The sequence below is a fragment of the Lentzea fradiae genome (assembly GCF_900100955.1).
Classification (GTDB): domain Bacteria; phylum Actinomycetota; class Actinomycetes; order Mycobacteriales; family Pseudonocardiaceae; genus Lentzea; species Lentzea fradiae.
Genome location: NZ_FNCC01000006.1, coordinates 151,913 through 170,377, shown reverse-complemented (window position 1 = coordinate 170,377; position 18,465 = coordinate 151,913). Strand labels below are relative to the sequence as shown.

The window sequence follows — 18,465 nt, the reverse complement described above, 5'->3', positions numbered from 1 at the left end:
GCTCCAAGCCAGACAGCGATGGGGTGAGGCGGACGAGGGAAAAGTCCACGATGGTGTGGTCTTCCTACCCCTGGCCGGAGCACCGGCCGACTATGAAGCCGTGGACCGAGCACCCAGCGTCGCCGCCTTGCTGGATCCCACCCACCAGGTGGTTCCCTTCCACGGCCGGGAAACCGAGCTGCAAGCACTGCTGCGCTGGCGCGACAGCCCCGCACCGCAGGCGTCGCTGCTGCTGCACGCCCCTGCGGGCGCGGGCAAGACCAGACTGCTGCGGCACTTCCGCGACGAGCACTGGGACCCGGTCGAGCACGGCAGGCTGCTGGTGGTCGACGACGCCGACCGGCTGCCGTGGCAGGACGTCTTCCAGAAGCTGCAGGACACCCTGCGGCAGGGTCCGGAACGCACGCGGGTGCTGTTCGCCGCGCGGATCACCGGCTGGTGGTGGTCCTCCACCCGCCAGCGCGTCGCCGACTTCGACCACGAGGTCACCGACCTCGCCCTGCCTCCGACGGTGCAGGACAGGGTCACGTCGTTCGCCCTCGCCTGCCGGTGCTTCGCGGACCGGCTCGGCGTGCCCGCCCCGCACGAGCCGCCGCCGAACATCGCCGGTGAGACGGTCCTCGACCTGCACCTGGCCGCGCTCACGGCCGTCCGCGGCGACCCGTGCGACGTCAACCGCACGCAGCTCGTCCGCACGCTGCTCGACCACGACGCTGGCCCGTTCACGGGCCGTCTCGCCGAGGACCACCTCGCCGTCGCCACGCCGGACGACCCGGACCCGGACCTGCTCGCCCGCGCCGCCCTGCGGTGGCCCCACCTGGTGCCGCGGCTCGACGAGCTGATCGCCGCCACGCCCGAGGTCGTGCCGGACATGGCCTGCGACAGCCTGCGCATCGCCGCGGAGATCGGCTCCCTCCGCACGGCGGAGCACATCGCCCGGCAGATCTTCCACGACGAGCGGTTCGTCGTCGACGCCGTCCCGTCGCTGCTCACCCGGAGGCTGATCGACCGCGCGGAGGGCACCCTCGAGCGCGCCGAGATGTACGGGATGCTCAGCGCCCGCACGATGCTGTGCGGGCTGCGCGAGGAGTCCGTCGAAGCCTCGATGCGGGAGGTGGAGTGCTACCGCGAGCTGGTGCGGCAGGACAGGGAGAACCGGCCGCTGCTCGCCGACGCGCTGGGCGACCTCGGCCTGCGGCTCATCAACGCGCAGCGGCGCGAGGAGGCGCTGGCCGTCTCCGAGGAGGCGATCGAGCTCTGGCACGACATCGCGCTCGACGACCAGGAGACGATCCCGCAGCTCGCGACCGCGCTGGAGCAGATCAGCCACCGCTACCAGGCGCTCGGCCAGGACGAGGCCGCGATGACCGCGATCAGCCGCGCCACGCTGCTCTTCCAGGAGCTCGCGAAGACCTACCCGGCGCTGTTCCGGGCCGACTTCGCGCGGGTCGCGGCCACCCTCGCCCGCCGCTACCTCGCCGAGGGGCAGACGCAGCACGCGGCCGACTCGATGCAGCTCTCCACCGCGAACTGGCGGGTGCTCGCGCAGGAGGACCCGAGGTTCGAGCCGGAGCTGGCCCGCAACCTCGTCGTGGCGGGCACGATGCTGATCGACCTGCGCAGGGCGGAGGCGGCGAGCGAGACGGTGAAGGAGGCCATCGACCTGTTCCGCCGGCTCGCCGTCGTGAACCCGGAGACGTTCCGCGCCGAGCTGGCCGAGGCGCTGATGCGCTACAGCCAGGCGTTGCGGCAGCTCGGCGAGGGCCTGGACGCCGAGCTCACGGCGCGCGAGGCCGTGATGGCGTGGCGCGAGACCGGTGACCGCAAGGGCCTCGGCACCGCGCTGCTCGTGCTCGCGCAGATCGCCGACGACCTGGACGCGGCGGCGGAGGCCGTCGAGGTGCACCGCGAGCTGGTGGCCGAGGACCTGGTGTGGAACCAGGCCGACCTGCTGATCGCCCTCGCGACCCTGGTCGAGCAGCAGCTCCTGCACGGCTGCGACGACAGGGCCCTGCGCACGGCGGACGAGTGCCTCGACCTGTGCCACCGGATGCCGTCGCAGCTCGTCGAGTTCTTCGGCGCGAAGCTGGCGCCGGTGCTGCAGTCCGCCGCGCACGCCCTGTCCGAGTCGGACCACCACGTCCGCGCGTTGCGGCTGTCCGAGTTCGCCGTGGACGTGTGGCGGTCGCAGCTGCCGAAGTCGTCGCCCGGCCCGTACCTCGCGGCCGTGCAGCAGCACGCGTGCCGGCTGCGTGGCGCCGAACGCCGGGACGAGGCGCGCAACGCCGCGCACACGGCCGTGGTGCTGTGGCACATGACGGGCCTGGACCTCGAACAGCAGCCGGGCTACGCCGACGCGCTGACGATCTACGGCCGGTTGTGCGTGGAGACCAGGCACGAACCGGCGAAGGCGCTCCAGCTCGCCCAGCACGCGGTGCGGATCGCCAGGGCGGTGGGGGACCCGGTCAAGCTGGAGTTCGCCCTGGAGACCGTGCGGGAGGCGGAGGCCGCGCTCAGCTGGTCGTGAGCAGCGACCGCACGAAGAACGCGACGTTGGCGGGACGCTCCGCGAGGCGCCGCATGAAGTAGCCGTACCACTCGTCGCCGTACGGGACGTAGACGCGCATCCGGTTGCCCTCGGCGGCGATGCGCCGCTGCTCCTCGGGCCGGATGCCGTACAGCATCTGGAACTCGTAGGTGTCCTTGGCGCGTCGCGAGGCGAGGTCGGCGGCGATCGCGATCAGGCGCGGGTCGTGCGAGGCCACCATCGGGTAGCCCTTGCCCTCCATGAGGACCTTGAGGCAGCGCACGTACGACAGGTCGACGTCGTGCTTGTCCTGGTACGCAACGGAAGCGGGCTCCTGGTACGCGCCCTTGCACAGCCGCACGCGCGAACCGGAGTGCGCCAGGTCGCGGCAGTCCTGCTCGGTGCGCTTGAGGTACGCCTGCAACACCGCGCCGACCCACGGGAAGTCCACGCGCAGCTCGCGCAGGATGCCCAGCGTGGAATCCGTGGTGGTGTGGTCCTCCATGTCCAGCGTCACGGTCGTGCCGACGACAGCGGCGGCGGCACAGATGCGACGGGCGTTCTCCAGCGCGATCTTCTCGCCGTCCACCGGCAGCGACTGGCCGACGGCGGACAGCTTGACCGACACCTCGGCGCCCTCGGTGAGCCCTTGCGCCTCCAGCCGCGCCAGCAGCGTCAGGTACGCCTCGACGGTGGCGTCGGCCTGCGACTCCTCGACGGTGTCCTCACCGAGGTGGTCCAGGGTCACCAGGCGACCGTCGCCGAGGACCTCGGCCGTGGCGCGGATCGCCGCGTCCACATCGGACCCGGCGACGAACCGCTCGACGACGGGCCGGGTCAGCGGCGCCGACTCGACGAGCTTGCGGGCACCCGCGCTGCGGGACGCCAGGAGGAGGCTGGAGCGCAACATGGTTCACGTCCTCGGGGTGTGCGAGGTGGGAGGAACGTCCCCGCGTTCGTGACGCGGGGACGTTCCCCTCACTTCTGCAGGGCCTGGGTGTCAGCCCTGGTGCGGGTGGAGGTGGGTGGTGGGCGCCGCGAACGTCTCCTTGATGGAGCGCGGGCTGACCCAGCGGAGCAGGTTGTGCACCGACCCCGCCTTGTCGTTCGTGCCGGACGCGCGCCCGCCGCCGAACGGCTGCTGGCCCACGACGGCACCGGTGGGCTTGTCGTTGACGTAGAAGTTGCCGGCGGCGAACCGCAGCTCCTCCTGCGCGTGCGCCACGGCGGCGCGGTCACGGGCGATGATCGACCCGGTCAGGCCGTACGGGGCCGCGTTCTCCATCTGCTTGAGCACGGTGAGGTAGTCGGCGTCCTCGAAGACGTGGACGGCGAGCACCGGGCCGAAGAACTCGGTGGTGAACACGGAGTTCGCCGGGTCGGTGCCGAGCAGCACGGTCGGCCGGACGAAGAAGCCGTCCGTGGCGTCCGCGGTGCCGCCGGCGGCGATCTCCAGCGACGAGTCGGCCTTGGCGGCCTGCAGCACGCCCGACAGCTTGTCGAACGAGCGGCGGTCGATGACGGCGCCGCCGAAGTTCGAGAAGTCGGTGACGTCGCCGTAGGTCAGCGCCTCGACCTCGGCCAGGAACTGGTCGGAGATCTTGTTCCACACCGACCGCGGCACGTAGGCGCGCGAGGCGGCGGAGCACTTCTGGCCCTGGTACTCGAACGCGCCGCGGAGCATGGCCACGCGCAGCACGTCCGGGTCGGCAGACGGGTGGGCGAGGATGAAGTCCTTGCCGCCGGTCTCGCCGACGATGCGCGGGTACGAGCGGTAGTTCGCGATGTTCGCGCCGACCTGCGCCCACAGCTTCTGGAACGTGGCGGTGGAGCCGGTGAAGTGGATGCCCGCGAGGTCGGGGGAGCTCAGCGCCACCTCGGACACCGCGAGGCCGTCACCGGGCAGCAGGTTGATGACGCCGGGAGGCATGCCCGCCTCCTCCAGCAGCCGCATGGTGAGGTGCGCGGCGAACGACTGGGTGGGCGACGGCTTCCACAGCACGACGTTGCCCATCAGCGCGGGCGCGGTCGGCAGGTTGCCGGCGATGGCCGTGAAGTTGAACGGCGTGATCGCGTAGACGAACCCCTCCAGCGGGCGGTGGTCCGTGCGGTTCCACACGCCGGGGGAGGAGATCGGCTGCTCGGCCAGCAGGTTGCGCGCGAACTGCACGTTGAAGCGCCAGAAGTCGATCAGCTCGCAGGCCGAGTCGATCTCCGCCTGGATCGCGGTCTTCGACTGGCCGAGCATCGTGGCGGCGTTCAGGGTGGACCGCCACGGGCCGGCCAGCAGGTCCGCGGCGCGCAGCAGGACGGCCGCGCGGTCGTCGAACGACATCCGGCGCCACTCGGGGGCGGCTTCGCGGGCGGCGCGCAGGGCGTCGTGCGTGTCCTGCTGGGTGGCACCGGCCAGGGTGCCGAGGACCGAGCGGTGGTTGTGCGGCTGCACGACGTCGACCCGCTGGCCGCCACCCATGCGCTGCTCGCCACCGATGGTCATCGTCAGCTCGAGCGGCTCCTTCTGCAGCTCGGCCAGCTTGGCCTGCAGTTCGGCGCGCTCCGGGGTGCCGGGGGCGTACTGCAGGACCGGCTCGTTGACCGGGGCGGGAACCTGGGTGACCGCGTCCACTCGCAACTCCTCGTTAAGTCAGCGTCGGTACGCACACCGTAGGTCCGCGCGCGGCACCGTCCGTTGTGCGAACCGCCAAGATTCACCGTCCCGGATGTACGATCGGACAGCATGAGCCTGCGGCACCTCCTGATCGCGCTGGGCGACCCGCTGGTGGAGCTGCAGGTCGCGCCGCACGGCCTGGAGGTCGAGGTGCGCGACGTCGTGATCGTGGACCCGGACGACCCGCCGGACGTGGCCGCCGGTGACCTCGCGCTGGTCATCGGAGCCCGTGGCCGGGCCGCGTTGCCCCTGGTCAGAGCCGCCGGACGGGCCAAGGCCGCCGCCGTCGCTGTCAAGGAGTCGTCCCCGGCGCTCGAACAGGCCGCCGTCGACGCGGGCGTGGCGCTGCTGGAGGTCGGGACGGAGGTCCGCTGGGGCCACCTGGAGGCGCTCGCCAAGGGCGTCCTGCAGACGACGACCGACGACGGCGAGGTCCTCGGCGACCTGTTCGCGCTCGCCCAGACGATCGCCACGCTGACCGGCGGCATCGTGAGCATCGAGGACACCGCGAGCCGCGTGCTCGCCTACTCGCGGTCGTCCGACGAGGTCGACGAGCTGCGCAGGCTGTCCATCCTCGGCCGTCAGGGCCCGGAGCCGTACCTGAAGATGCTGCGCGAGTGGGGCGTCTACAACCTGCTGCGCTCGGGCGAGGAGGTCGTGCGCATCGACGAACGCCCCGAGCTCGGCATCCGCCGCCGTCTCGCCGTCGGCATCCACGCGGGCAAGCAGCCGCTCGGCACGATCTGGGTGCAGGAGGGCGACCAGCCGTTGAACGAGCAGGCCGAACGGGCGTTGCTCGGCGCCGCCCGCGTCACCGCCCCGCACCTGATCCAGCAGCGCAACCAGCCCACGTCGAGGTTCCGCGAGAACCTGCTCGCGGCCCTGCTCTCCGGCCGGATGGACGCCGCCACCGTCGCGGGCCAGATCGGCGCCGACCCCGGCAAACCCGCCGCCGTCGTGGTGTTCGCGCTGCGCGGCGGCGAGGTCGACCGCAGCGAGCACGAGCTGCGGCTCGCCGAGATGACCGGCCTGATCTCCGTGCACGCGGCGGCGTACCGGCGCAGCGCGCTGGTGAGCGAGTCCGGCGGACGCACCTACGTGCTGCTGCCGGACCTCGCCCCGAACGCCCAGCTCCTCAGCCTCACCAAGGAGATCGTCGCCACGGCCCGGCGCCACCTGCACACGCGCGTGCAGGCGGCGGTGGGCTCGACGGTGTCCACCCTGGACGAGGCGCAGGTCTCCCGGCAGGAGGCCGAACGCGTGCTGGACGCGCTCGCCCGCGACCTCGACGCCGAGGTGGCGACGCTCGCGGACGTCCGCTCCCAGGTCCTGGTGAGCGAGATCCTGGCTCTGCTGCAGGACAACCCGCGCATCCGGGACCCGCGCATCGACGCGCTCGACCCCGAGCTGGCCAAGTCGCTGCTCGCCTACCTCGACGCGCTGGGGGACGTGCGCGCCGCCGCGGAACGGCTGCACGTCCACCCGAACACGTTGCGGTACCGGCTCAGGCGCATCGACCTCGACCTGGACGACCCGCTCGTGCGGCTCGTCGCCCAGCTTCAGCTCAGGATGCGGTAGAGCAGCGCCCGTTCCGCGATCGTCCACGTCGTCGTGGTGAGCAGGTACAGCCCGGCGGCGAGCGGCAGGTAGGCCGCCACGAGGATCGTGCCGAACGGCAGCACCTTGACCAGCCAGCCCAGGAACCCCGGGGTGGGCGTGGTCATCCGCGACTGCTGCCACTTCACGGTCAGACAGGCGACCACGGCGAGCAGCCCGAACAGCAGGAAGAACGCCCAGGCGAAAGTGCTCAGGAAATGAGCGCTTAGTGAAACTCCCAGAAAAGTACCGTCCAACAACGGGTTGGGGGTCGTGACGACCTGGTAGACGACCATGAAGAACGGGATGGTGGCGAGCATCGGCAGCAGTCCGGCGAACATCGAGACGCCGTTGCGCTGGTAGACCTTCTGCGACTCCTCCGAGAGCCGGACGAGGTCCTTCCCGTGCTTCTCCCGCAGCTTCCTGATCTCCGGTTCGAGCTTGGCCTTGGCCAGCTCACCCCTGACCGCGGCGCGGTAGAGCGGGTGCAGCGCGAGCCGCACGACGATGGTGAACACGACGATGGCGAGCGCGGGCGTGCCGAAGCTCGCCAGGGCGGCGCCCAGGTCAGCGAACAAGGGTGGGTTCTCCGTCTTGAGTTGGGATTGGGGACGTGTCAGAACGTCCGGCATCCCGGTGCTCGAGGACGGGCCCTGCCCGCGGCGTCGGGGTTCCGCAGGCGCAGCTGTGCCGTGCGCTGGGCTCGTTCGCGGATCGAGAGCGACCGCGCCGGTGCCGCCGAGAGCGGCACCAGCGCGACCAGGACGACCAACGTGAGGGCGAGCGCGGTCACGGCCGCGACGACCTCGGTCGGTGACGAGAACAGCGTGAAGGCGTAGAGGGCGGGCAGGAAGACCGCGAGCACGAGCATCGCCCGCTGCTTGGTCTCCGGCCGCCACATGCCTCGCAGCCTACCGAATCCCGGCCGGTGCGGTCCCGATCTCGGTGCCCTGGCGGTCGTACAGCCTGACGAGCTTCGCGTCCTCCTTCCCCGGCCACCACGCGATCAGCCAGCCGTCGCCGATGGTCGCGGTCACCTCCAGCCCGTTCTCCGTCTCGACCACCGCCTTGCCGACCTGCCCGCTCACCTCGCCGCGGAAGATCCGCATCGCGTCGCTCCCGTCCCGCTCCGAGTGCGTGCTCGCGCCGAACGACCGGAACAGCTCGTCGCCGAGCGGTTCCAGGCCCTCCGCGCGCCCGCTGCCGGTGAGGCTCGCGCGACCGCCCTGGACGTGCCGGCACAGCAGCTCGCTCTGCGGACCGGTGAACAGCGCCAGCGTCATGATCCCCCGCTGGTCGACGACCGAGACCTCGGTGGGCGCGGCGGGGAAGTTCGCCGGCTTCTCGCGGCGGTCGTGCTCCTCGATCATCGTCCGGCAGTCCGCCACCGCCGCCTCGGTGTCCGCGCCAGGTGCTCTGGGCTCCGCAGACCAGGACGCGGAGGCGTTCGGGTTCGTCGGCGTCCACAGCACCATGACCGCCGCGGCCGCGGCGACCAGCGTCGTCGCGGGCACGGCGATCCGCCACCAGCGGCGCGAGGGCTTCTCGTCGATCTCGGTGAGCAGGGCGTGCTTGCGGACCTGCACCCGCAGCGGGTCCAGTTGCGGGACGTCGGGCGTGATGTTCACAGGACCTCCTCCACCAGAGCGCCACGCACGGTGCGTTGCGCGCGAGCAAGACGGGACTTCACCGTGCCGACGGGAATGCCGAGCACCTCGGCGATCTGCGGCTGGGTCAGGTCCGACCACGCGGACATCTCCAGCACCTCGCGGTCCCCGGCAGGCAGCTTCTCCAGCTCGGCGATCACCGCTCTGGTCCTGGTCTCCGCGTCCACCCGCCGTGCCACGTCGTCGGCGTGGTCGTCGTCGGCGTGCTGCGCCGGGACCCTGCCCAGCGCCGCCCTGTACCGCTTGCGAGCGCGTTGGTGGTTGCGGGTGGCGCCCAGCGCGACGGTGTAGAGCCACGGCAGCAGGGACCCCTCGACCCGCACTGACGTCCGTTTGCGCCACGTCTCCATGAACACCACGGACACCATGTCCTCGGCCACCGCCCACGTGCCGGTGCGGCGCAGGCAGTAGGCGAACACGGCTTGGGCGTGGCGTTCGAACAGCAGCCCGAACGCCTCGTCCCCGCCTGCCCGGACCTCGCCCCACAGTTCTTCGTCGGTCACGGACCCTCCTCTCCGCCCCGTTCATGTCCGCGGCGGGCAGAGCGGTTCACGACTCGACGAGACCAGGCCGTTCCGGGTGGTCGTAGCGCACGAAGAGGTCGGCGACCGGCTCGTAGTCCTCGAACGCCGGCAGCGTCCACTGCTCGGTGGTCTTGCGCTTCAAGGCGCCGGGGGAGAGCCACAGGTGCACGGTCAGCTCGGCGGGCAGCCACCGGTCGAGCAGCAGCGTGCCGTCGACCACGACGACGCCGTTCTCCGGCAGGTCGACGTACTCGGCGCGGCTGGCGCGGTCGGTGGCCGCGTTCCACAGCGACGGCAGCACCTTGCCGTCGAGCGCCGGGTCGAGCACCTCGCGTCGCAGACCGTGGAAGTCGAACCAGTCGTGCCGGTAGGAGTACGGGTCGGTGCGGCCGTGCTCCAACCGGACCGACGCGGGCCGCAGGAAGTCCTGCGTGGACACCCGCTGCACGGCGCGTCCCAGTGCGCGCAACGGTTCCACGACGGCGTCGGCGAGCCTGCCCGGTTCCGCGGCGGGGGCACCGTCGACGAGCACGCGCACCCGGCCGTCCATCGCGCCGACCCGGCCGACGACCTCGGCGACGAGCGCGTCGAACGTCAGGGGACGGACCTTCACCGCCGGTCCGCCGGGAGCAGGCTGTCCGCGAGGAGGTGCCAGTCCGCGGGCGGCTGCCAGTCCGCCCAGGTCGTGTCCCACCAGATCTCGCCGGACGCCAGCATCTTCTCGATCGTGACGCCCTGCGCCCTGATCGCCTCGGCCTCGGCCGCCGAGTACTTGCCGGCCGCGACCTGCTCCTCGAACTCGTCGAGGTCGCGCTGCTCCCAGGTGCCGTCGGGGGCCAGGGTGTAGTCGAGCGCGTGGTCGAGGGTCTCGAACCCGTCCTCGACGCGGCGGTAGGGGGCCTGCAGGTTCAGGTAGTAGTTGGCGAAGACCCGGTCGTCGCCCCTCCAGAACAGGTCGACGGAGTAGGCGTCCCCGGGCCGGTGCAGCATGAGCTTGCCGTGACCGCGCCAGAAGCCGCGGCCGGGGGTGTCCCAGGGGTGCGGGTGGTGGTGCGCGGGGTAGGTGAGCCGGGTGCCCGGCTCCACGAACACCGCGAGCAGCCCCGGCTCGTCGACGACCACCCTGGTCGGCATCTCCGACCAGACCTCGCCGTGCAGCACCTCACGCCGCACGACCACCTCACCCGGCGCGAACGACCTCATCCGGCAAATCTACGTGGTCGCGCTCGTGCGCGTCCTCGGCGAGCATCTTGCGCTTGAGCACGGGCACGGAGTTCGTGAAGCGCAGGACCGTCCGGGTGAACGCCGACGCGACCCGGCCGATCACCGGCTTGTGGACGAGGCTGTTGCCGTCCATCAGCTCCATCGACGCTTCGACGGCGTCGAAGCCGTAGACGCGCATCTCGTCCTCGTACTCGCCGATGGCCCGCACGACGTCCTTGCTGCCGCGGGCGACCTCGGTGAGCTTGCGGCACAACAGCTCCGCGTCGCGCAGCGCCGTGTTCGCGCCGATGCCGCGGCCGGGCGTCATGAGGTGCACCGAGTCGCCGATCAGCGTGACGTTGCTCGGCGCCCACGGCTTGAGCCGCTCCGACGTGCGGATCTTGATCTGGAACACCGTCTCGGGGATGGCCAGCGCGATCATCTTGCGCAGGTTCGGGTGCACGTCCGGGGTCATGCCGAGCACGACCTGCTTGAGCTCCGGCTGGCTCATGCCCTTCATGTCCGGGAATTTGTCGTGCGAGGCCGTGTAGCCCCACATGATGTAGTCGTCCTCGACGTCGGAGTTGTCGAAGCGCATCACGTGGACGATCACGAACTCGCCGCGCGGCCCGAACAGCAGCGTGACGGCGCCGTCGGCCAGCGGGGGCAGCAGCTTGACCGTCTCGTCGTTGAGCGGCAGCTTGCCCGCGATCGACGTGATGCCGCTGTCGAGGACCTTGGCGTGCGGCAGGTACTGCTTGCGCACCTTGGACTGCGCGCCGTCCGCGCCCACCAGCACGTCACCGCTCTCGGACGTGCCGTCGGCGAAGAACGCGGTGACGGTGCCGTCGTCGTTGCGGGTGAAGTGGGTGAACGTCTTGTCGAACCGCACGACGTCGTCGAGGCCGCCCAGCAGCGCCGAGCGCATCGCGATCCGGCTGACGGACTGCTCGCTGCGGCTCGCGTCCAGCGGCTCCGGCAGGTCTCCGACCAGCAGTTCCTTGTACTTCTCGGTGCGCATGTTGATCCGCACGGGCGGCCGGGCCGTGGTGCGGAGGAACTCGTCGAACACCTCGGGGGGTAAGCAACTGTGCAGCGCTTTGCTGCCGTCGGGACTGATCCCGACCCGGTATCCGATCAGCATGCTGCGGGGCGTGCGGTCGCGTTCGAACACCGCGACGTCCACGCCGGCCTTCTTGAGCCCCTGCGCCAGGCACAGGCCGCCGGTTCCCGCTCCGATGATGAGTACACGCACAACAGCCTCCCGAGCTAAGTCTCTTAGTCGGGAAGATTTTCAGTTCTCAAGAGTCTTGTCAATCGTCCTGACCGAGCCTCCTGAGCCGCGCCGTGGCGACCGCGAGCCGCACGTCGTCCGGCGGTAACAGCCTGACCAGCTGTTCCATCGCCTCGGTGTCGTGCTCACCCGAGTCGGTCTGGGTGAACGTCCACAGCGCGTTCGCGTCGCCGCGGGACAGGACCGCGTTGCGCATCGCCGTCGCCAGGTCGTCGCGCTCGGCCAGCACGAACGGCGCCTCGGACCGGCGCAGCAGCGACCCCCGGTACCGCGAGGCGGCCAGCGGGACGTCACCCGCCTTGAGCGCGGCCCTGGTCGCGAGGAAGTCGGCCTCGACGTCGGCGGTGAGCCGGTAGGGCCTCGTCGCGAGGACGCCCGCACCCAGCTGGGCGCGCAGCCGGTGCAGCTCGGCGCGCACGGTGGTCGGGTTGCCGCGTTCGCCGTAGAGCCGCAACGCGAGCTGGTCGGCGGACAACCGGCCGTGCAGCGTCAGCGCGCACAGGATCTCGGCGTGCCGCGACGAGATCGGCACCTCGCGCCCGTCCAGCACGACCTTCGGCTCCGGCAGCAGGAACGACAGCGACAGCACGCTGCGCCGGACGTGGCGCTGACGCGGCACGCGCAGCAGGTAACCCTCGGAGAGCGGCTCCAGCACCGCCTCGCGGCCGTCGTCGAGCAGCACGCGGTCACTGGAGACGTCGACCCGTGCGGGCAGCAGCCCGTACGGCTCCACCGCGACGACACGGCCGGTGGGGCTGAGCAACGCGCCGGGCTCGCCGCGCAACGCGATCAGGTGGCGCATGTTGCGCGCACGCAGCTCCTCGTCCTGGGCGTGCATCCTGGCGAGCATCTCCGACTCCGCGAGCCGGGCCGACGCGGACACCAGCGCCACCATCGACGGGTGCACGGTCGAGATCGGGCCACTCAGGTCCACGACGCCGATCGTCGTGCCGGAGTCGGGGTCGCGGATCGGGCTCGCCGCGCACGTCCAGTGGTGGTAGGTGCGCACGAGGTGCTCGGCGGAGTGGACCGTGACGGGACAGTTCACCGCCAGCGCCGTGCCCATGCCGTTCGTGCCGGCCGCGCCCTCCGACCAGAGCGTCCCCTCGGCCAGGCCGACGTCCTCGGCGTGGCCCCGCGTCTGCCGCGACCCCTCGCACCACAGGACGTGGCCCTGGGCGTCCGCGACGATCATGATGTGGCCGGCTTCCTCGGCGAAGCCCAGCAGCGTCTCGCGCAGCAACGGCAGGCTCTGGTGCAACGGGTGGCGCTCGCGCAGACCCGGGAGCTCGTCGGGCGCGAACACGGTCGGGGCGGTGTGCAGGTCGGGATCGACGTTGGCGGCGAGTGACCGCTGCCACGACGCGGAAATAACGGAGCGTGGCGAATCTACCGTGCGGGAACCACTCAACACGGCATCTCTCAAGCGACTCAGCAACAGTGCGTGTTGCCCTGGGGTGTGGGCCACTGAATCCATCCACGGATTGCAACGAGCATGCAACGTTCCGCTGCCTACTTTCTCATTTCCCCCACTTCAGTCCGTCAGCGGGAGTCGAGAATGACGCAGTACGCGGCACCGGGTCAGCCCGGCAGCGTGGTCGCGTACCGAGCGAGGTACGGCCACTTCATCGGCGGCGAGCACGTGGCGCCCGTGTCCGGTGAGTACGTCGAGAACGTGTCGCCGGTGACCGGCGAGGTGTTCACCGAGGTCGCCCGCGGCACCGACGCCGACCGCGCACGGGCCCTGGAGGCGGCGAGCGGCGCCGCCCGGTCGTGGGGGAGCACGACGGCGCGGGAACGCGCCACCGTCCTGGCCGAGGTCGCCGACCGGGTCGAGGAGCACGCGACCGAGCTCGCCGTCGCCGAGACCTGGGACAACGGCAAGCCCGTCCGCGAGGCGCTCGTCGCGGACATCCCCATGCTCATCGAGCAGTTCCGCCAGCTCGCCGCCCTCGTCCGCGCCGAGGTGGGCCAGGTCGAGCAGCTCGGCCACGACACCTGCGACTACCGCACCTTCCAGCCGGTCGGCGTCGTGCGCGAACGGCTGTCCTGGACGTTCCCGCTGATGAACGCCGGTCGCGTGCTGGCACCCGCGCTGGCCGCCGGCAACGCCGTGGTGCTGGAGCCCGCGTCGCAGACCCCCGCGTCGATCCACGTCCTGCTCGACGTGATCGCGGATCTGTTGCCGCCCGGGGTGGTGAACGTGGTCACCGGGTCGGATGACCACCCGGTCGTGGCCGGGCGGTGTCCGAACATCTTCTTCGCCGACGTCCTCGCGCAGCGCGATGCCTTCCTGGACAAGGCATTGGAAGGGTTCGCGATGTTCGCCGCGAACCAGGGCGAGGTTCCCACCGCGCCTTCCCGGGCGTTGGTGCAGAGCGGGGTGTACGAGGAGTTCCTGGAGCTTGCGGCCGAGCGGGTGCGCAGGCTCCGGCTTGGCGATCCGCTCGACACCGACACGATGGTCGGTGCGGTGGTGTCACTGGCTCAGCGGGACCGGGTTCTGGAGTACATCCGACTTGGGCGGGCTGAAGGGGCTCGGCTGGTGCACGGTGGGGAGGCTTCCGGGCACTTCGTCGAACCCACGGTTTTCGAGGGGGATCATCGGCTGGGCGTCTTCTCGGCCGATGTGCTCGGGCCGGTGGTGTCGGTCACCCGGTTCGATGACCGGGCCGATGCTGTGAAGATCGCCAACGACGGTGGGTTGCGGGTGGGGGCCGGGGTGTGGGGGCGGGACATCGCCCTTGCCCACTCCTTGGGGATGGAGCTGGCCGCCGAGCGGGTCTGGGTGAACAACTACCACGTTTATCCGGCCGGGGCTTCCGCGTTGGGGCGGTATCGGCGGACCAAGCATCTGGTGGTCAGTTACTCGGATCGTGGGCTGGGGTACTTCTAGGGTTTTCGTTTGTGGGGGGTTGCTGTTCAGGGCGCGGGGCTTCGCCGGAAAGCAAAGCCTTGCCTGGGCTCGCCGTCGGCTTCGTGGTCTGGTGCTAGAGGCGCGTTTTCTTCAGCTTTGCCCAGGTGGCCGGGAGTTCCGCTGCCGTCTTGTTCGCCAGTTCCACCTCCCTGCCGTAGAGCAGGCCGAAGGTGAACCCGTTCTCGTCGCCCCTGCCCAGGGTCAGGAGGACCGGGCGGGCCACCACCGAGTCCTGGTGGTCGCCGAGGAGGGTTTGGACCGCCTTTGCTCGTTTGCGGAGGGCCTTGGCCTGCTTGCCCAGGGACGGTTCGGCCACCTCTGCGCTGTAGCGGAGGCGTTTTGCCGCCTTGCGGGCCTCGTGCAGGGAGTCGTCGGTGGTGGTGCTCAAGGCTGTGTTCACTCGGTCGGCGAGGCGGGAGTGGGCCTTGTTGACCAGAGTGGGAAGGACCTTCTTCGCCTTGCGGCCGGCCAGTTCGGTCAGGGGTGGAGTGGTGAGCAGGTCGTCGATGGCGTTGAGGAGGGCGAAGTAGCGGTCGCTGTCCAGGGCCGCCACGGAGTCGTTGTGCGCCTTGGCTTCCTGTGGGGCGAAGTGGCGGGTCGTCCTGGCCTTCACGTCGCCCAGGACCAGTTCCGGAGGGAGGGCGTTCAGCGCTTCTTCGAAGCGGGCTCGGAGGACTTCCAGGTCTCGCGCGGTTCCCAGTACCGAGGCGAGCCACTTCAGTTCGTCGGTCAGGGCTTTGGTCGCTTCGCGGTCGATGACCTTGCCGTACGCCTGGAGGGCTGAGCGGAGGCGGCGGGTCGCCACTCGCATCTGGTGGATGGCGTCGGCCTCGTTCGTGCGGACTCTGGGGTCCTGGTTTTGCAGTGCTGCTCGTTGTTCGTGGAGGTAGGCGAGAACTACCTCGCCTGCTGTGGACTTCTTCGTCACGGTGGGGACGGCGTCTCGTTTCACGCCGATCACCTGGGAGAGCTTGGACTTCGAGCTTGACGGGTGGATGCCCGCGTCAGCCAGGTGGCGTTCGACGGTGTCGAGGAGGTCGTGGGTGCCTGTGTCGCCCAGCTCGACCTCGATCTCGCGCCAGGCGGTGGTCGAGGTGGAGCTGCCCAGGGTTTGGGCGGTGACGACGTCGTCCACGACCTCGGCCAGCAGGTCGCCTGTGCTGTTGGCCAGTTGCCAGCGGCGGCGGTTGGTGCGGATCTCGGCCACCGGGGTCAGGGCGGCGCCTCTGGTGTGGGCGCGGACCAGGGTGGTGAGGTCCTCGGGCGGGGTTTTCACCGCTTCGCCCAGGGGGACGCGGAGTTCCTGGCGGCTGTCCTGGCTCACCGGGAGCTTGAGGTGCCAGCCCTCGTCCTCGCCGCCGACGCGGCGGCGGAGGGTCACGCCTGCCCTGGCCAGGCGGTAGTCCGGCGTGTCGAAGTAGGTGGCCTCCAGGTCGAACTCCTCGGGGCCAGTCGCCACGCCGGTGATCTCCGCGAGGTCGGGCAGGCTCGCGTCCGATGGTGCCTCGTACTTGCGTTCGGTCTCAGTAACGGAGGTCGCCATTTCCTATTAATACCTCGTTTTGTCCTGGTTCACCCACTGTCGTGACGGTGCGTGAAGCGGGATTGCCACTGGTGGGCGGAAGCCGGTCTCTAACGCGTGCAATCGCCGGTTACCCGCTTTTGCGGGTTCCGCGTCTCGGGTTCGCTGGGCGCGTGCCCACGGAGAAGGAGCGGCTCGACGTCGTCGAGCCGCAGGTCGCCTCGTTGATCAGTCACGTCGGTCAGCTCTCGGCCGAGCTGGAACGCGTCACGGCTCGGCTCACGGTGCTGGAGCGCCGGTTGTCCGGGGCCGGGGACGGGCCGCTCGCCGACCTCGACGCGGTGGACGGGGAGGTCGCGCCGCTCGTCGAGGCGCTGCGCCGGGCGTGGGACGCCGAGCAGGAGATCCTCGCCGACCCCGCCAGGGTCGAGCTGAGGCAGGAGGTCCTCGAGTTCGAAGGGCTCAAGGCGCGCAGGGACGACGCCAGGTCCAGGTTGGACGGTGGGCGGGTGCCGCGGTTCGAGCGGGACGCGTTGTCGCACGAGGTGCGGCAGGTCGAATGGCTCATCCACGCCAACGAGGCCAGTGCCCGGCGGGCCGCCGAACGGCTGGCGGCCGACGAGGACGCGACGGCCGAGCAGTGGCGCACCGAGGCCGTGCTGGCGGGGGAGAAGGCTCGCGGCGAGATCAGGGACGCCGCCGCGCGGCGCATCTCCGGGGCGCTCGCGCAGTACGCGCGGATGCCGGTGTGGTTCCGGGTCGGGCTCGGCGAGATCCCGACGCCGGACCCGTCGTTCTGGCTGGAGTCGGCCATCGCCGTGCTCGCGTACCGGCTGGAGTACGGCGTCGTGGACGCGGTGTCCCCGCTCGGCCCCGCGCCGTCGGCGTCGAGCGGGCTGCAGAACTGGGTGCGCCGCACCAACGTCCACACCGACATCACCGACCGGCTCACGACCCTGGCCGCCACCTTCCACCTCCAGTAGGGGCGGAGGCCGGGGTGGTCAGAGGGCGCTGTTGTGGGCGAACGTGCCGTTGACCATCGTGGCCAGCACCGGGATCTGTGCGATGTCGTCGCTGGTGCGCGGGTCGTCGCCGAGGACCACGAGGTCCGCGAGCTTGCCGGGAGTGATGCTGCCCAGCACGTCCTCCTTGCGGCACGCGTAGGCGCTGCCGAGCGTGTACGCGCGGAGGGCCTCCTCGACGGTGACGGCCTCGTCCGGTCCGATCGCCCGGCCTCCGCAGGAGCGGCGTCGCACCATGAACTCGATGGCGCGCAACGGTGCCCCGTCCGCGACGGGGCGGTCCGAGCTGCCCGCGACGGTGATGCCGTGGTCGAGGAACGAGCGTCCGCGGTAGAGCCAGGGTGCGCGCCGCTCGCCCATGATCTCGCTGTAGTCGTCGCCGTAGGCGTGCAGGAACGTCGGCTGGACCACCGGGACCACGCCCAGCTCGGCGATGCGGGCGAGCTGGGCGGGCCGGACCAGGCCGCAGTGCTCGATGCGGTGCCGGGCGTCGGCGCGCGGGCGTTGGCGCTGGGCCTCCGCCACGGCGTCGAGCGCGAAGTCGACGGCGCGGTCGCCGATGGCGTGGATCGCGAGCTGCCATCCGGCGTTGTGCCCGTCGATCACCGCGGCCCGCATGGACTCCTCGAAGTCGGCGAGCTGACCGCGGTTGTCCGTTCCGGCGTAGGGCTCGGACAGCGCGGCCGTGCGCGCGATCATGCCGCCGTCGGTCCACAGCTTGAGGGCGCCCAGCGAGAGCATGTCGTCGCCGAACCCGGTGTGCAGGCCGAGGTCGACCGCTCGCGCGATGCCGTCGGCGGGGTCGGCCGCGACCGGGTGCAGCACGTGCGCGGACACCATGAGCTGCACGCGGATCGGCAGCCTCGCGCGCTGGTAGGCGGCGGCCTCCAGCGGGCTGCTCGCGATGAGCCCGGCGCCGATACCGGCCTCCGCGCACATCGTGACGCCTTCGGCGAGCACCTGGCGGGCGCTCTCGTGCAGTTCCTCGACGATCTCGTCCACCGAATACGGCAGGCGCAACGTCCGGGCGGCCAGCTGCTCGTTCTCGGTCAGCCAGCCGTCGCTGTCGATGCCGGGGAGCTGCCGCAGCACCACGGAGTTCACGACGCACGCGTGCCCGGACAGGTCGGCCACGTAGACCGGCCTGCCGTCGCTGATCCGGTCGAGGTCGGCGGCGGTGAGAGGCCGGTCCACGGCCCTCGGGTCGTAGCCGGACGCCTCGATCCAGCCCGTGCCGGGAGCACCGGCGAGCCGGTCGAGGATGCCCGCGATCGTGGTGAGGCCCGCGATGTCGGTCGTGCGGCGGCCGTTCCACGCGAGGTGCGTGTGGGCGTCGATGAAGCCGGGGAGCACCACGGCGCCCCCGAGGTCGGCGGTCTCGGCGGCGGGCAGGTCCTCGACCTGCTCGTCGAGACCGGCGATGCGGCCCTGCCACAGGCCGATCGTGTGCGCGGCGGGGCGTGCCGGGTCCATCGTGAGGGCCCGGCAGCCCGTCAGTTTCAGGTCGAGTCTCACCCGATGAGTC

General features: G+C 71.0%; 16 protein-coding genes. 4 read left to right on the top strand and 12 right to left on the bottom strand.

The features are described from left to right. Window positions 1–100: 100 nt before the first annotated feature. On the top strand, window positions 101–2,527 hold the full coding sequence (locus BLT23_RS15350; protein WP_090049737.1) for a tetratricopeptide repeat protein: 2,427 nt from the start codon (window positions 101–103) through the stop codon (window positions 2,525–2,527). On the opposite strand, the gene BLT23_RS15345 is transcribed toward BLT23_RS15350, so the two are convergent. Next, the gene (locus tag BLT23_RS15345) at window positions 2,514–3,437 is read right to left on the bottom strand and encodes a proline dehydrogenase family protein (RefSeq protein WP_090049735.1); all 924 of its coding nucleotides are present in this window, start codon (window positions 3,435–3,437) and stop codon (window positions 2,514–2,516) included. The two genes, BLT23_RS15350 and BLT23_RS15345, sit on opposite strands and share 14 nt — an antisense overlap. 90 nt (window positions 3,438–3,527) lie before the next feature. Continuing rightward, window positions 3,528–5,153 (bottom strand): L-glutamate gamma-semialdehyde dehydrogenase, encoded by a 1,626-nt coding sequence (pruA, locus tag BLT23_RS15340; protein ID WP_090049733.1) that lies wholly within the window; start codon window positions 5,151–5,153, stop codon window positions 3,528–3,530. Window positions 5,154–5,264: 111 nt separating this feature from the next. On the opposite strand from pruA, the gene BLT23_RS15335 reads away from it, so the two are divergent. Then, window positions 5,265–6,773: a PucR family transcriptional regulator gene (locus BLT23_RS15335; RefSeq protein ID WP_090049731.1), complete on the top strand. Its 1,509-nt coding sequence runs from the start codon at window positions 5,265–5,267 to the stop codon at window positions 6,771–6,773. Here the strand turns inward: BLT23_RS15335 and BLT23_RS15330 are convergent. The 8 genes from BLT23_RS15330 to BLT23_RS15295 are packed head-to-tail and all read right to left on the bottom strand — an operon-like array spanning window position 6,755 to window position 12,785. Further along, entirely contained in the window at window positions 6,755–7,369 is a 615-nt protein-coding gene (locus tag BLT23_RS15330) for a YidC/Oxa1 family membrane protein insertase (RefSeq protein WP_090049730.1), read from the bottom strand. The two genes, BLT23_RS15335 and BLT23_RS15330, sit on opposite strands and share 19 nt — an antisense overlap. 38 nt (window positions 7,370–7,407) lie before the next feature. After that, the gene (locus BLT23_RS15325; RefSeq protein WP_245743971.1) at window positions 7,408–7,692 is read right to left on the bottom strand and encodes a DUF6412 domain-containing protein; all 285 of its coding nucleotides are present in this window, start codon (window positions 7,690–7,692) and stop codon (window positions 7,408–7,410) included. 10 nt (window positions 7,693–7,702) lie between these two features. Continuing rightward, window positions 7,703–8,419, bottom strand: coding sequence for a hypothetical protein (locus tag BLT23_RS15320; protein WP_090049728.1), 717 nt, complete (start codon window positions 8,417–8,419; stop codon window positions 7,703–7,705). Beyond that, window positions 8,416–8,961, bottom strand: a complete 546-nt coding sequence (locus BLT23_RS15315) for an RNA polymerase sigma factor (RefSeq protein ID WP_090049726.1) — start codon at window positions 8,959–8,961, stop codon at window positions 8,416–8,418. The genes BLT23_RS15320 and BLT23_RS15315 overlap by 4 nt, the downstream gene beginning before the upstream one ends. Before the next feature lie 46 nt (window positions 8,962–9,007). After that, complete coding sequence (locus BLT23_RS15310) at window positions 9,008–9,595, bottom strand: nucleoside/nucleotide kinase family protein (RefSeq protein WP_090049724.1); 588 nt, start codon at window positions 9,593–9,595, stop codon at window positions 9,008–9,010. Further along, a complete protein-coding gene (locus BLT23_RS15305; protein WP_090049722.1) occupies window positions 9,592–10,185 on the bottom strand; it encodes a ribonuclease FAU-1 family protein in 594 nt (197 codons plus the stop codon). The genes BLT23_RS15310 and BLT23_RS15305 overlap by 4 nt, the downstream gene beginning before the upstream one ends. Then, entirely contained in the window at window positions 10,163–11,440 is a 1,278-nt protein-coding gene (locus BLT23_RS15300; RefSeq protein WP_090049721.1) for an FAD-dependent oxidoreductase, read from the bottom strand. The genes BLT23_RS15305 and BLT23_RS15300 overlap by 23 nt, the downstream gene beginning before the upstream one ends. A 58-nt stretch (window positions 11,441–11,498) precedes the next feature. Continuing rightward, the gene (locus tag BLT23_RS15295; RefSeq protein ID WP_245743970.1) at window positions 11,499–12,785 is read right to left on the bottom strand and encodes a GAF domain-containing protein; all 1,287 of its coding nucleotides are present in this window, start codon (window positions 12,783–12,785) and stop codon (window positions 11,499–11,501) included. A 252-nt stretch (window positions 12,786–13,037) separates the two neighbouring features. On the opposite strand from BLT23_RS15295, the gene BLT23_RS15290 reads away from it, so the two are divergent. Next, window positions 13,038–14,375 carry an aldehyde dehydrogenase family protein gene (locus BLT23_RS15290; RefSeq protein ID WP_090049718.1) on the top strand — a complete coding sequence of 446 codons (1,338 nt, stop codon included), beginning with the start codon at window positions 13,038–13,040 and terminating at the stop codon, window positions 14,373–14,375. Window positions 14,376–14,469: 94 nt separating this feature from the next. Here the strand turns inward: BLT23_RS15290 and BLT23_RS15285 are convergent, their stop codons facing one another. Next, window positions 14,470–15,939 (bottom strand): CYTH and CHAD domain-containing protein, encoded by a 1,470-nt coding sequence (locus tag BLT23_RS15285; protein WP_090049716.1) that lies wholly within the window; start codon window positions 15,937–15,939, stop codon window positions 14,470–14,472. A 152-nt stretch (window positions 15,940–16,091) separates the two neighbouring features. Between BLT23_RS15285 and BLT23_RS15280 the strand changes: the two genes are divergently transcribed. Beyond that, complete coding sequence (locus BLT23_RS15280; RefSeq protein ID WP_090049715.1) at window positions 16,092–16,901, top strand: hypothetical protein; 810 nt, start codon at window positions 16,092–16,094, stop codon at window positions 16,899–16,901. An 18-nt stretch (window positions 16,902–16,919) separates the two neighbouring features. On the opposite strand, the gene BLT23_RS15275 is transcribed toward BLT23_RS15280, so the two are convergent. Continuing rightward, window positions 16,920–18,455 (bottom strand): amidohydrolase, encoded by a 1,536-nt coding sequence (locus tag BLT23_RS15275; RefSeq protein WP_218133758.1) that lies wholly within the window; start codon window positions 18,453–18,455, stop codon window positions 16,920–16,922. Between the last annotated feature and the right edge of the window lie 10 nt (window positions 18,456–18,465).

What these genes read in the sequence shown, in the direction of transcription:
- BLT23_RS15290 (WP_090049718.1), top strand. Translation starts at nt 13,038, where the DNA reads ATGACGCAGTACGCGGCACCGGGTCAGCCCGGCAGCGTGGTCGCGTAC.
- BLT23_RS15325 (WP_245743971.1), bottom strand. Translation starts at nt 7,692, where the DNA reads ATGTGGCGGCCGGAGACCAAGCAGCGGGCGATGCTCGTGCTCGCGGTC.
- BLT23_RS15345 (WP_090049735.1), bottom strand. Translation starts at nt 3,437, where the DNA reads ATGTTGCGCTCCAGCCTCCTCCTGGCGTCCCGCAGCGCGGGTGCCCGC.
- BLT23_RS15305 (WP_090049722.1), bottom strand. Translation starts at nt 10,185, where the DNA reads ATGAGGTCGTTCGCGCCGGGTGAGGTGGTCGTGCGGCGTGAGGTGCTG.
- BLT23_RS15335 (WP_090049731.1), top strand. Translation starts at nt 5,265, where the DNA reads ATGAGCCTGCGGCACCTCCTGATCGCGCTGGGCGACCCGCTGGTGGAG.
- BLT23_RS15285 (WP_090049716.1), bottom strand. Translation starts at nt 15,939, where the DNA reads ATGGCGACCTCCGTTACTGAGACCGAACGCAAGTACGAGGCACCATCG.